The sequence below is a fragment of the Arcanobacterium wilhelmae genome, from assembly GCF_029632765.1.
GTDB classification, from domain to species: Bacteria; Actinomycetota; Actinomycetes; order Actinomycetales; family Actinomycetaceae; genus Arcanobacterium; species Arcanobacterium wilhelmae.
This window is the reverse complement of record NZ_CP121247.1, coordinates 614,771-628,342: the sequence shown is the minus strand read 5'-3', so window position 1 is coordinate 628,342 and position 13,572 is coordinate 614,771. Positions and strand designations below refer to the sequence as shown.

Sequence of the window (13,572 nt, the reverse complement as noted above, 5' to 3'; positions counted from 1 at the left end):
AGAACGGCTCAGATAAGGTTTTCATCTGTCGCAAACAGCGCCATCCCCCACCGACCAACGAAAGGCCGACATGACACTCACTTCAGCGTGGAAAAAACTTGCTATAACCGCATCGATCGCCTCACTCACCCTCACCCTCGCGGCTTGCTCGGCAAGCTCGACCTTCTCGAACATGCCAATGTCCGGCGCTCACCAAAAGTCCCAGGCAGTCACCGTCACCGATCTCTCTGGAAAGTCGGTGACCGTTCCCAGCAACCCCGCCTCCGTCGTCGCCACTGACAACCGCTCCTTCCAGATCCTTCAAAACTGGGGAGTGAAGCTCTCCGCCGCCCCGAAGAAAATCATGGATAAGAAGGTGCATGCTCCCTACATCGGCGACCAGTCGGTGGCCGATATGGGCAATCACCGCGAGCCAAACCTCGAAGCGCTCGTGGCCGCGAAACCGGACCTGGTGATCAACGGTCAGCGCTACGCCGGCCAAGAAAAGACAATCCGCCCCCTCCTGGGCAAGGATGCCGCATTCATCGACACAAACCGCCCCAAGGACATGCCACACGAGAAGTATTTCCCGATCCAGGTTGAGTTGCTCGGAAAGATCTTCCACAAAGAAGCTGAAGCGAGTTCACTGATCAACGATTTCCATACCGCGATCGAGCGCGCAAAAAAGGCATACAACCCCACACACAAGGTGATGGGCCTGATCGTTTCCGGTGGTTCGATCAACTACGCCGCTCCGCGCAACGGCCGCTCGGTTGGCCCGCTCTTCCCGATGCTCGGCCTGACCCCAGCCCTCGATTCCACAGGCTCAACGGATCACGAAGGTGACGACGTCTCCATCGAAGCGATCGCAGCGGCGAAGCCCGAGTGGCTGGTTGTGCTCGACCGCGACCAAGCGGTTGGGAAAAAGGACGGCTCCGCTGTGGTGCCCGCCCTCGACGTGATCAAGGGATCCGCCGCGCTTGCCAAGGTTCCGGCCGTGGCAAAGAACCAGATCATCGTGGCTCCGGACGGCTTCTACCTCTCTGAAGACATCATTTTGTACACCCAGTTCATTAACGACATTGCGAAAGCGTTTGAGGCCGCCAAGTAATGCCTGAAAACGCCACGTCCAGCCGCCGTCGACTCGCCCTCGCCGCCGTCGTCACCGCCGCGCTTGCCTGCCTCTCGCTCGCAACCGGCGTGTACGACGTCGCGGGCGCCGACGGCGGCTGGGAGATTTTCTTGATCACTCGCGTTCCGCGCACGATCGCCATCGTGCTCGCCGGCGGATCGATGGCGATCGCCGGTCTGATCATGCAGCTCATGGCGCAAAACCGGTTCGTTGAGCCCACCACCACGGGCACGCTCGAATGGGCCGGGCTCGGGCTACTCGTGGCGCTCATCGCGTTCCCGGGCGCCCAGATCCCTGTACGCATGATGATCGCGATTGCGTTCGCATTCGCCGGCACGCTCATCTTCTTCTCCTTGCTCCGCCGCCTCCCCTTGCGATCTGCGCTCATCGTGCCAATCGTAGGCATCATGCTCGGCGCGGTGGTGAGCGCTTTTTCCACGTTCCTCGCCCTCGAATTCAACCTGTTACAGAGCCTGGGCATCTGGTTCACCGGCTCCTTCGGACTCATCGAACGCGGGCGGTACGAACTGTTGTGGATCGTCGCGGGCGCAATGATCGCCGCCTGGTACCTCGCCGACAGGTTCACCGTTGCCGGGCTCGGCGAAGAAATCGCCACGAACGTTGGCCTGAACTACCGGCGCGTCATGCTGGCCGGCGTGGCCATCGTTGCGGTCGTGACCGGCGTCGTTTCCGTTGTGGTTGGCTCGCTGCCGTTCCTCGGCTTGATCGTGCCAAACCTGGTCTCGATCGCGCGCGGCGACAACCTGCGAACCAACCTCCCCTGGGTGTGCCTGGCGGGCATCAGCCTGGTGCTGGTGTGCGATATTTTCGGGCGGATCGTGATCGCACCCTTCGAAATCCCCGCCGCAATGAGCCTGGCCGTACTCGGTTCCTTCGGTTTCATTGCACTACTCGAATGGAGGCGGCGTCATGGGTAACTTGCTCCGCAAGCGGGCCGCGCCACGCGAGGCGGCTGGCGCGCCGGCGTCGGGCGGCACCTCGGGCGCGGCTGGCGCGCCGGCGTCGGGTACGAACGTTACTGAACCGGCAGGAGGCGAACCGACGACGTCGGTGTTCGCCTCGCACACGCACCGTCGGCGAGCAATCGTCGCGGCGAGCGCGATTGCACTGACCTGCCTAGTGGCCCTCGTCGGGATTCTCAGCTGGGGAAATCCTGCCGAGTTCGGCAGCGAAGGGTGGCGGCTCATCGCCGCGATGCGGGCGCAGAGCGTGATCGTGATCCTGCTCGTGGCGGCCAGCCATAGCGTTTCCACGATCGCGTTCCATACGGTGACGGGCAATCGCCTGCTCACACCCTCAATCATGGGATTCGAGGCGCTGTACGTGCTGGTCTCCACGCTCACGGTTTTCGCGCTCGGGATCGCCGGCGCGACCGTGCTCGATCATCCGCTCGCGTTCCTCGGCCAAGTGGCAGTGATGGTGGTGTTCGCGGGGCTTTTGTACGCGTGGCTGCTTGGCGGAAAACTCGGAAATCTTCACATGATGCTGCTCGTGGGCGTACTGCTCGGCACAGCGCTCGGTTCGCTGTCGAGCTTCTTGCAGCGCCTCCTGGATCCTGCCACCTACGACGTGCTCACAGCCCGGCTTTTTGGCAACATTTCCAACGCCGATACTGCAAATCTTGCACTCGCCGTTCCGTTGGTGATTGGCGTGGTGTGTGTGCTCCTCGCGCGTTCGCGCCGTCTGAACACTGTGGCACTCGGGCGCGACATCGCCACTGCGCTGGGCGTGGATCACCGGCGCGAACTCGTCACCACGCTCGCGCTGATCGCCGTGCTCATGGCGGTGACCACCTCACTTGTTGGCCCGATGATGTTCCTCGGTTTCCTTATCGCTCAGCTCGCTTATTTGCTCGCAGGTACGCATGACCACCGCGTGCTGTTTCCCGTCGGGATCGGCGTGGGAGTTGCGGTGCTCTCCAGCGCATACTTCGTGCTCAAGCACGTGTTTTACGCCGGCGGCGCGGTGACCGTTCTGATCGAGCTCATCGGCGGGCTTACGTTCCTTGTGATTATTGTGAAGAAAGGCATGCGATGATCGTTCTCGATTCCGTGACACGCAGCTATTCCAAGTCCGTCACCATCGGCCCTGTTTCTGAGGTGATCCCGAGCGGCGGGATTACCGTGCTCGTTGGTCCGAACGGCGCCGGGAAATCTACACTCTTGACGATGATCGGCCGGTTGCAGACACCTAATTCGGGCACGATCACCGTTGGCGGGCGCGACGTTGCTACAACGCCGTCGTCCCAGCTGGCTCGCGTGCTTGCGATCCTGCGGCAGGAAAACCACTTCGTCACGCGGCTCACGGTGCGACAATTGGTAAGCTTTGGCCGCTTCCCGTACTCGGGTGGGCGCCTCACCGCCGACGACGAGGCGCAGATTACCGCCGCGATCCGTTTTCTCGGGCTTGAGGATTTACAGGGCCGGTTCCTCGATCAACTTTCGGGCGGGCAGCGCCAGCGCGCCTACGTGGCGATGGTGCTGGCGCAGGATACCGAGTATGTGCTGCTCGACGAGCCGCTCAACAACCTCGACATGCAGCACTCGGTTGCGATGATGCGTCAGTTACGCCGGGCTGGAGACGAACTCGGGCGCACTGTTGTGATGGTGGTGCACGACATCAACTTCGCTGCCCGCTACGCCGACCACATTATTGCGATGCGCGACGGCAGTGTGGTTGCGGCCGGCGCACCAGACGAGATCTGCACCGACGCCACGCTGAGCGAGATTTTTGGCACGCCCGTGCGGGTGGGCCGCGACGCCGACGGCAAGATTTTGTGCTCCTACTTTTCGTGAGGAGCGGCGCAGGCCGAACGCAACGGCTCCAAATGCTGAACGGGGGTGAGAAGCGATTCGCTTCTCACCCCCGTTCGAGTCGTTTAGGGCATTGCTTGTCAGCGGCGGTGCGAGCGGTAGTACTCGATCAGGCCGCGGGTTGACAGATCTTGGGCCTTGATGGCCTCAGCATCGCCAGCGACTGCGCCCGTGAGCTCCTTCGCCATCTGTTTGCCGAGCTCCACGCCCCACTGGTCGAAGGAATCGATGCCCCACACAACGCCTTCAACGAAGGTGATGTGCTCATAGAGAGCGATCAGCTGGCCGAGAACCGACGGCGTGAGCGCCGGAGCCATGATCGACGCCGACGGCTTGTTACCCGGGAAAACGCGCGCTGAGACGATCTCTTCGCGGGTGCCCTCGGCGCGCACTTCATCGGCAGTCTTGCCGAAGGCGAGGGCCTTGGTCTGCGCGAAGAAGTTACCGAGGAACAGCTCGTGCTGATCGTTCTCGCCGTCTTTCAGTGCGAAGGTGGGGTTCGCGAAGGCGATGAAATCGGCCGGAATCAGCTGGGTGCCCTGGTGGATCAGCTGGTAGAAGGCATGCTGGCCGTTCGTGCCTGGCTCACCCCAGAAGACTTCGCCCGTAGTGGTGTTCACCTCCGAGCCGTCCGCCTTGACGCGCTTGCCGTTGGACTCCATCGTGAGCTGCTGGAGGTAGGCCGGGAAACGGTGCATGTACTGCGAGTACGGGAGCACCGCGTGCGTGGCCGCACCCATGAAGTTCGTGTAGAACACGTTGAGCAGGCCCATGAGGAGCGGCACGTTGCGGCGGGCCGGGGCCTTCGCGAAGTGCACATCCATCATGTGGAAGCCGGCGAGGAAGTTACGGAAGTTCTCCGGGCCAATCGCCACAGCAAGCGACGTGCCAACAGCCGAATCCACCGAGTAGCGGCCGCCAACCCAATCCCAGAAACCGAAAGCATTCTGTGGATCGATGCCAAACTCCGCAACCTTCTCGAGGTTCGTCGACACAGCCACGAAGTGCTTCGCCACTGCGCCGTCGGCGTCGATCCCCTTCGCCTTGAGGCTCTCAAGCAACCAGGTGCGAGCCTGGCGTGCATTGGTGAGGGTTTCGAGCGTGGTGAAGGTCTTTGAGGCCACGATGAACAACGTGGTCTCAGGATCGAGATCCGACACTGTCTCACCAATATCAGTGGGATCGATGTTGGACACGAAACGAACTTCGAGGCCCGGCTTCACATACGGACGAAGCGCCTCGTATGCCATCACAGGGCCGAGATCCGAGCCGCCGATACCGATGTTCACAACCGTTTCGATCGGCTTGCCGGTCACGCCGACCCACTCGCCTGAACGGACCTTCTTCGCGAAAGCATCGATACGATCGAGCACCCCGTGAACGTCGGCCACTACATCGCGGCCAGCCACTTCGAGCGAATCTTCACGCGGGCGACGCAGCGCCGTGTGGAGCACCGAACGGCCTTCGGTCACGTTGATGACGTCGCCACGGTACATGGCCTCGCGCTTGCCATCCACGTCAACTTCCTCAGCGAGCTTGAGAAGCGCATCCACGATCTCGTCAGTAAGGTAGCTCTTCGTCAGATCCACGTAGAGATCACCGGCGGTGAAGACCAGCTTCTCACCACGCTCGGGATCATTCGCGAACCACTCGCGGAAGTTCACGTTCAGGGAATCGCGGAGCGCACCCAGGCGGCCCCATGCTTCAGTTGCGGTAACGTCCAACTTTTTCTCCTTTGGTGTGTCAGTTCCGGCAAGAATTTTAGCGCATTTCCACCTCAAGTTAGCGGGCCGAACGTCCAGGCATTCACCCCTCGTTGCCGCCCGCACAGCCGCGCCATTCTCCCCCGCACCCAGCACCCAACACTCAGCACTCAGCACTCAGCACTCAGCACTCAGCACTCAGCACTCAGCGACAATAGCTTCCACTATCCCACCGAGCACCAGCCGGTGTCGGGAAACCTTATTGCTGATCAGGCCCGCCGAGGATATGGATCACCGAGGTGCCCTCGTCCCCATTCGTGGCACGATATTCGATCGCAAGGTTTTCCTTCTGCCCGCTCACGTCGTGAACGACGCGGGCGTTCGGCGCGTACGCAGCCCCCAGCGTATGCCATTCCTTCGTACCAACCGCACGCCACGCGAAGCTCACCGGAGCCACACCCTTGCCGAGCGTCGCCGTCAAAGTGACCGTGCCGCCGTCGTCGGACGTGGCAAGCTTCGGCGCACCCTTCGCAACTGGCGCCTTCGAGGCCGCCTTGTAGACCACCGCACCCTTCTGCGGAACACTCACCTCGAGCCCCTTGCCGTTCGCACTTGCCGACGCCGGAGCTTCACCGAGCGCCCAGACCTTGGAAAACTGCCCCTCCGTGAGGGGCGGAACGGTAACCTTCGTGGCCGCGCCATTGTTCACCACCACGAGATATTCGGTGCCCTGCGCCGGATCGAGGCGTGCGAACGCATACACGCCGCCCTCCTCCAGTTGCTCGAACTGCACGCCATCCGAGAGTGCCGGATGCTCACGGCGGAGTTTGCCGAGCTCGGAAATGAACGCGTACTCGGGCGTGTTCGTGGACATGTGCGGACCTGACCCGAAATCACTACCGTTAAGCAACTTCTGCGAACGGTACATCTCCACCTGCGTAGCGAACATCGGCTGGCGGGCGATCTTATCGTTACCGCCCCCAACGAAGCCCTGTTCGTCGCCATAATAGACCACCGGCTGGCCACGAGTGAGAAACATCAGCGCGTGAGCCAGCTTGAACGCCGCCGGATCCTGGCCCACCATTTGGGCTGCGCGGCCCATATCGTGGTTCCCGAGGAACGTGGGCAGATCTCCCGCCGAGGAATGATCCGTAGTGAAGAGCGCATCGCTTTCAAACACGTCCGCGAGCCTTGAGGCCGGGCCACCCTTCGCCCACGCTGTCGCCGCGGCCTGGAATGCAAAATCGAGTACCGCGTTCATCTTCGTGCCCCTCGGGTACGACGCCAGCTTTTGAGCACGGGTCTCGTACACCTCACCGAACGTGAAGAAGTCATCGCCGCCCGCGGTTGCAATCTTCTCCATGAACGCCTGCCAGAACTCAAAATTCACGTGCTTGACGGTGTCGATCCGGAAGCCATCGATCCCGAGCTTCATCCACTCGGTGTAGATCTCGGCCATGCCATCAACGACCTTCGGGTTCTCCGTCATCAGATCGTCCAGCCCGCCGAAATCGCCCAGCTCCGCCGATTCGCCATCAAACGTAGAGTTGCCACGGTTGTGGTACAAGGTCACGTCATTGAGCCACTGCGGTACTTTCTTTTCCTTCGCCACCGGGGTGTAAGGGAACGAGGAAGCCGGATCAAGCTTCGGGAACTCCTTGCCCGCGAGTTTGTGGATGTCGATCACTGTGCCGTTCGCATCTTTGTACGGCTTCTCTTTCGTCTCCACGTACCGGTACTCGTTCTCCTTGTAGGAGATCACGTCCGCCGTGTGGTTGGTGATGATATCGAAATACACCTTCATCCCCTTGGCGTGCGCAGTATCGATGAAGCGCTTCATCTCCTCCTTCGTGCCGTAGTGAGGATCGATCTGCGTGAAATCCTGGATCCAGTACCCGTGATACGAGGCAGAATCACCTTGAACCGGTTTGTTTTTAAAAGGAGGCGTGATCCAGATCGCCGTGGTTCCGAGCCCCTTAATGTAATCGAGGTTCTTCTCCAAGCCAGCGATATCTCCGCCCAGGTAGTAGCCCATATTGGTGGGATCGAATCCTGTTATCTGCTTATCGCCCTCGAGCCCGCCTCGATCATTACTCGGATCGCCGTTCGCGAAACGATCCGTCATCACGAAGTAAAATTGCTCGTTCCCAGCTTTCGACTGGAACGGCGCGGCCGCTTTCGGAGCGTCCTGACCCATGTCCGAACTGACGATCTGTCCATCCTTCACCTCGAGGGTAGCCGGCCCCGCCAGGTAGATCGGATAGCTGACGCCGTCGATTGAAATCTCCTGATCGCCGCCAGCCATCTGGGTACCGCTCGAACACGCCGCAAGCACAAACGAGAGCGCGCCGACGATCGCGATGGATCTGTTCATCATTCCTCCTTGAATATGCTCCCTCTATTATCTCGATGTTCATGACTTTCGGCATCCGGGCACAACCACCTGTGGACACGTTTGGCGCGAAGCCAAGCTGTGGACAACTTTCCCTCGTAGGCCGATGAGCACACACCGCCCGCTCCCCACCCCGGTAAGATGAGTCACATGAGTGATATCAAGATTGGCTTCCTCACCTCCGGAGGCGACGCCCAAGGCATGAACGCCGTCGTTCGTGCCATCATCCGAACAGCTCACAGCGCCGGCGCCACAGCCTACGCAATCCACGAAGGCTGGAAGGGGGCAATCGCCGGAGGCGACTACATCCGCCCCACCACCTGGAACGACGCATCCGGCATCCTTCCACGCGGCGGCACCTCCATCGGCACCGCCCGCAGCGACGAATTCCGCACGCGCGAAGGCCGCCGCAAAGCTGTAGCAAACTTCGTCGAACGAGGAATCGACCGCCTGGTGATCGTCGGAGGCGATGGAACCCTCACCGGAGCCGACATGCTCCGCGCCGAATGGCCCTCCCTCCTGGAAGAACTCGCAAACGCTGGAACCATCACCCGAGAACAAGCCGCAGCCCACTCGAAACTCCACATCGCCGGCGTCGTCGGATCCATTGATAACGACCTCGTCGGAACAGACATGACAGTAGGCGCTGATTCCGCACTCACGCGCATCATGGAGGCATTGGACGCCATCGCCTCCACCGCCGCCTCCCACCAGCGAACCTTCATTATTGAAGTGATGGGACGCCACTGCGGCTACCTCGCGCTCATGAGCGCGATCGTTGGCGGCTCGGACTATGTCTTCATCCCCGAGAACCCGCCCGAGCCCGGCTGGGAAACCGCGATGTGCAACAAGCTTCGTGAAGGGCGTGCCTCTGGCCGTCGAGATTCGATCATCATCCTCGCTGAGGGCGCAATTGACCGTTCCGGCGCACCGATCACGGCAAACCAGATCGCCGATGCCGTCAAGCTTGGCCTGGGTGAAGATGCCCGCATCACCAACCTTGGCCACGTACAGCGCGGCGGCACGCCGTCGGCATACGACCGCTGGATGTCCACCGTCCTCGGCTACACAGCCACCTTGGACATGGTGAACGCCACCGACGCCGACGAGCCCACGATCATCGGCACCCAGCGCAACCGCATCGTTCGCCTTCCGATGATGGAGGCGATCGCCGATACTCGCAAAGTCAAGGATTACATGGCTGCCGGAGATTGGGGCAACGCCATCGAATCGCGCGGACACGGCTACGGGAAAATGATCTCGCTTTTCGAAACGCTCTCCGCGCCGTCGGCTCCGAAGGTCGAGGGCGAACGCAAGCGCGTGGGTATCTTGCATTCTGGTGGCCTCGCGCCAGGCATGAACCCGGCGGCACGCGCCGCAGTCAAGCTCGGTCTCTCGCGCGGTTGGGAAATGGTCGGTATTGAGGGCGGCTTCCCTGGCCTGCTTGCCGGAACGTTCCGCTCACTGGAGTGGGCTGACGTCGAAGGCTGGGCAACCGAGCCCGGTGCGGAACTCGGTACCCGGCGAACAATCCCCGAGCCTGACGAGTATTACGCGCTCGGCCGTGCGATCGAGAATGCGAAGCTCGATGCCCTTGTCATGATCGGCGGATTCAAGGGATACAAGGCTGTGTACAACATGGTGACCGAACGTAGCCACTACCCCGCGTTCAATATTCCGATGGTGTGCGTGCCTTCCTCAATCGACAACAACCTCCCCGGCTCGGAGCTCTCGATCGGCGCAGACACCGCGCTGAACGTGAACGCTGAGACGATCGACGCGATTAAGGCGTCGGCGTCGGCCTCGCAACGCGCATTCGTCGTCGAGACGATGGGCCGCCAGTGCGGGTACCTCGCGCTGATGAGCGCGATCACGACGGGCGCCGAGCAGGTGTACCTGGCAGAGCAAGGGATCACCCTTGCGCGCCTCGCCGACGACGCTGCCCGCATGGTGCGCTCGTTCAGCGAGGGCCGCCACCTGTACTTGACGATCCGCAACGAATCGGCCTCCGAGTACTACACCACGGATTTCCTGCGCCGCACATTCGAGGAGGAGGGCGGCGGCCTATTCGACGTTCGTTCGCACATTATCGGGCACACCCAGCAAGGCGGACGCCCCTCGCCGTTCGATCGCACGCTCGCCGTGCGCTTGGTGGACCGTGCACTCGACGTCCTCGCAGAGCAACTCGATGCCGGAAAGGTCGGCGCGTTCCACGTGGGGCACTTGGACGGGAAGATGACGTCTCTCCCGGTGGCACACATGCCCGAACTGATCGACATGGATTCGCGTCTGCCATATGACCAATGGTGGATGGGGCTCACGTGCATCGCCGCGGCGATGGCCGATGCGCACTACGATCAGCCGCTCACCACGCTCTCAGTGGTTCTCGACAACGAGTAGATGCACTCGGTGAACGCCAGGAGCGGGCGGCGGGTTTTCCCGCCGCCCGCTCCCATCACACAGAGGCAATCACTCATCGTTCGCGGCCTGTCGTCAGCAGCGCGCCGCGAGTATTTTACTCACTCGGATTTGCATCCGGCTCCGCATCCGCAAGCGGCTGCGGAGCCACAGTGATCCGATCGATGCGTCGGCCGTCCATCGCTGCAACCTTGAGCATCAAAGAACCAAGCATCACCTCATCGCCTTCTTCCGGCATGCGCCCCAGCTCATCGACCATGTAACCGGCGAGAGTATCAAACGGGCCCTCCGGAAGTTCACGCTCGAGGTATTTCTCTACCTCTGCGCGGGAAAGCAAGCCGGAAACCTCTCCGCCGAACTCGGACGAATAGTCGATGTCGGATTCGGAATCGTATTCGTCTTGAATTTCGCCGACGAACTCTTCGACCACATCTTCCAACGTGATCAGGCCGTCGGTTCCGCCGTACTCGTCGATCACGATCGCCAGATGGGAATTCTGCGCACGCATCTCCGTGAGCGCCGCCAACACTGGCTTGCCCTCAGGGAAGAACTGGACGATTCGAACAATATCGCGCACGGCCTTCACCTTCGGATCAGGCACGAGGAGATCACGAATGTGGATGAAACCGATCACTTCGTCGTCATTCTGGTTGTCGCGTACCGGGTAGCGGGAATGGTCAAGCTCGTTGACCATCATCTGCGCCTCATGAATCGGCAAATCGGCGTCGATAAAATCGACCTCCGTACGTGGGGTCATAATCTCCTCGACCGTACGCTCCCCGACAGACAACAGATCCACTACCATGTCGCGTTCGGTGGCAGGAATTGCCTCGTAACCGGCAACGTACGAGCGTAGCTCCTCGGCGTCCATCTCCTCACGCTTGTCTTCCGGATCGCGTCCAAGCAGGCGCAGAACAACGTTCACCGAGATCCCGAGGAACCAAATCACTGGCGAAAGCAACGCGGTGATCGCGGTGAGCGGGTAGGCAACAAGCTTGGAGAACGTCTCCGCGCTCTGCATCGCCAAACGCTTGGGCACCAGCTCGCCGAGCACGATCGAGATGTAGGAGATCGCGATCGTCACCACGATGAAGGCGGTCGTCGATGCGGCACTTTCACCCATGCCCCACTTCACGAAGAGAGGCGAAAACGCGGGCGCAATCGTCGACGCGCCGAATGAAGCTGAGAAGAATCCCGCCAGTGTAACGCCCACCTGGACAGCTGAAAGGAAACGGTTCGAATCATCAGTAAGCTTCTTGATCTTAGCTCCCGACTTCGAGGTCATGGCCATCGATTCAATCTGAGTATCACGCAACGTGACAAGCGCCATCTCAGACGCCGAAAAAAGCGCACCAATCAGCGTAAAGAGCAGGACAAACACAATGTTGACCAGCAATGAATCCAATGTATTCCTTTCTTTGGCCGCTACAGTTGCGGCGTATTACCAAAAGAGGCGAAGAATGTGATCGCGCCAGCGAAGGCGAGACACCACGCGACGTCGACGAGCTTCGAACGGACTTGAGGAACAGTGCCAGCCGGCAGAATCACCCGAGCAAGCGCGTGGGCGACGAAACCGGTTGCCAGTACGTCGGCCGCCCATCCGACGTTCACAAGAAACGCCGTTCCGATCGCGACAACGAGCCAAGCGATGAGCACAACGTAGTATCCCAGAGGTGGGAGTTGGTAGTTGTTCACTTCGTTTCTTCTGCTTCCTCGTTCGATGCCTGCGTACGAACGATGTCAATCTCTTGAGTATCGAGTGTATCTTGAGGCTTTGCGGCAGCGCTAGGGACATTGAGGAAGCTCTCCTCGGCATCCGAGACAGTAGCATCGGGATTTTCTCTGAGCTCCGCAGCGACCTCGACGTCGGATTCGACGTGTTCTTCAGGTGCGACGCCGGCTGCGGGCTCGACGTCAGCCGTCGCCTTCGCACGTTCGCGATTTTCTCCCATTGCTGAGATCGTCGCTTTGGCGTGCGTGGAGGCGCTCTGGGCGCGCCCTCGAATCCACGAGGTGAACGTGGGATGCGAAAGCATACTCACAAGTACGAATGGGATGGCCACCTCGGCGAGAGTCAGGCCGAAGATGAGCCCACCGTTACCACCGACCGTGGCCATACGGCCCGAGCCAAGAGAACCGGATGCGGCTGAGACAAGCGCCGAGATAACGAGGGCGCTGAGTACTGCTCCCGCACCGGCGTCGGCGAGCACAACCGTCAGCGGATCTGTGCGCCGATGACGTCCGTAGTACACGCCCAGCAGCGCAAAAACCACAACCACAACTCCAACAAGCCACGGCGCAGCAAACCCCACCTGCGGCAGTGCCCCGAACGCAGGAATCGCGGGCAGGGGAAGCGCTGTGACACCGAGCGCGGAAAAACTCGTTCCAGTTCCAATCGCAAAGCCGGCACCAGTGAGATACGCGAAGCCCCACACAAGAGCATCTGGCACGTAGGCAAGTTGCAGTGCGGTGAGCCCAGCAGTATCCAGTGCTGAGCCGAAGAACGAGGAATGAATCGCGCCGATACGCTCTGCGCCGGCGATCAGGCCAGCACCCACAGCGAGGACTGCCACAACGAGTACCCCTACCACCACGAGCACCACCACGTGCACGATCCTGTCAAACGCCTCCGTGTTTGCCTCAGGGACAAGGAACTCACGGCCTGCGAGCGCGACGATTGTGCCAAACCAGACAGAGGCACCGACAAGGGCAACCCACCACGGGCCACCAGGGCGCGAAACCGCTCCCACAATGCCGACGAACGCCACGGGGACGGCGGTGGCCACCGCCCATTCACCCCAATTCAGAACACCTCGACGCCGCAGCGTGCCATACGTGAGGCCAACGGCAAGAAGCGTCAACGTGAGCGGTGCCAAGCTCAGGTAACCACCTCCCACTGCCACCGAGCCGCTAAACGCGGTGAGGAAAAAACCGGAAGCGAAGCGCGCAGCATCACCCCAGGTAGCGTCGCCAAGGGAAGGCGCGGCAGCGTCGGCAACATAGAACAGGAGGACGGCGAGGGTGACGACGAGCCATGTGAGCACCGGGGCGAGTAGTGCACCTTTTGCCACGATGATGGCCCGCTGGAGCGCTGTGAGTTCGTCGTCCATCTGG

At 61.0% G+C, this 13,572-nt stretch carries 10 protein-coding genes; 5 read left to right on the top strand and 5 right to left on the bottom strand.

Annotation, left to right across the window (positions count from 1 at the left end):
* Nucleotides 1-70 precede the first annotated feature (70 nt).
* The 4 genes from P8A24_RS02720 to P8A24_RS02705 are packed head-to-tail and all read left to right on the top strand — an operon-like array spanning nucleotide 71 to nucleotide 3,927.
* Nucleotides 71-1,090 (top strand): siderophore ABC transporter substrate-binding protein, encoded by a 1,020-nt coding sequence (locus tag P8A24_RS02720; RefSeq protein WP_278059481.1) that lies wholly within the window; start codon nucleotides 71-73, stop codon nucleotides 1,088-1,090.
* Nucleotides 1,090-2,049: an ABC transporter permease gene (locus P8A24_RS02715; RefSeq protein ID WP_278059479.1), complete on the top strand. Its 960-nt coding sequence runs from the start codon at nucleotides 1,090-1,092 to the stop codon at nucleotides 2,047-2,049. The genes P8A24_RS02720 and P8A24_RS02715 overlap by 1 nt, the downstream gene beginning before the upstream one ends.
* On the top strand, nucleotides 2,042-3,169 hold the full coding sequence (locus P8A24_RS02710; RefSeq protein WP_278059477.1) for an iron chelate uptake ABC transporter family permease subunit: 1,128 nt from the start codon (nucleotides 2,042-2,044) through the stop codon (nucleotides 3,167-3,169). The genes P8A24_RS02715 and P8A24_RS02710 overlap by 8 nt, the downstream gene beginning before the upstream one ends.
* The gene (locus tag P8A24_RS02705; protein WP_278059475.1) at nucleotides 3,166-3,927 is read left to right on the top strand and encodes an iron ABC transporter ATP-binding protein; all 762 of its coding nucleotides are present in this window, start codon (nucleotides 3,166-3,168) and stop codon (nucleotides 3,925-3,927) included. Before P8A24_RS02710 ends, P8A24_RS02705 begins: the two co-directional genes overlap by 4 nt.
* A gap of 98 nt (nucleotides 3,928-4,025) precedes the next feature.
* Here P8A24_RS02705 and pgi read toward each other — a convergent pair whose 3' ends face one another.
* Together pgi and P8A24_RS02695 are read right to left on the bottom strand one after the other, a co-directional pair.
* Nucleotides 4,026-5,669 carry a glucose-6-phosphate isomerase gene (pgi, locus tag P8A24_RS02700; protein ID WP_278059473.1) on the bottom strand — a complete coding sequence of 548 codons (1,644 nt, stop codon included), beginning with the start codon at nucleotides 5,667-5,669 and terminating at the stop codon, nucleotides 4,026-4,028.
* A gap of 238 nt (nucleotides 5,670-5,907) precedes the next feature.
* Nucleotides 5,908-8,025: an alpha-amylase family glycosyl hydrolase gene (locus P8A24_RS02695; RefSeq protein WP_278059471.1), complete on the bottom strand. Its 2,118-nt coding sequence runs from the start codon at nucleotides 8,023-8,025 to the stop codon at nucleotides 5,908-5,910.
* Between the two features lie 165 nt (nucleotides 8,026-8,190).
* On the opposite strand from P8A24_RS02695, the gene P8A24_RS02690 reads away from it, so the two are divergent.
* On the top strand, nucleotides 8,191-10,440 hold the full coding sequence (locus tag P8A24_RS02690) for a 6-phosphofructokinase (RefSeq protein ID WP_278059469.1): 2,250 nt from the start codon (nucleotides 8,191-8,193) through the stop codon (nucleotides 10,438-10,440).
* A 115-nt stretch (nucleotides 10,441-10,555) separates the two neighbouring features.
* Here the strand turns inward: P8A24_RS02690 and P8A24_RS02685 are convergent, their stop codons facing one another.
* Genes P8A24_RS02685 through P8A24_RS02675 form a run of 3 tightly spaced genes read right to left on the bottom strand, consistent with a single transcriptional unit; the run spans nucleotide 10,556 to nucleotide 13,568 of the window.
* Nucleotides 10,556-11,863 carry a hemolysin family protein gene (locus P8A24_RS02685; RefSeq protein WP_278059467.1) on the bottom strand — a complete coding sequence of 436 codons (1,308 nt, stop codon included), beginning with the start codon at nucleotides 11,861-11,863 and terminating at the stop codon, nucleotides 10,556-10,558.
* A gap of 20 nt (nucleotides 11,864-11,883) precedes the next feature.
* The gene (locus P8A24_RS02680; RefSeq protein WP_278059465.1) at nucleotides 11,884-12,153 is read right to left on the bottom strand and encodes a DUF3017 domain-containing protein; all 270 of its coding nucleotides are present in this window, start codon (nucleotides 12,151-12,153) and stop codon (nucleotides 11,884-11,886) included.
* Nucleotides 12,150-13,568, bottom strand: coding sequence for a cell division protein PerM (locus P8A24_RS02675; RefSeq protein WP_278059463.1), 1,419 nt, complete (start codon nucleotides 13,566-13,568; stop codon nucleotides 12,150-12,152). The genes P8A24_RS02680 and P8A24_RS02675 overlap by 4 nt, the downstream gene beginning before the upstream one ends.
* Between the last annotated feature and the right edge of the window lie 4 nt (nucleotides 13,569-13,572).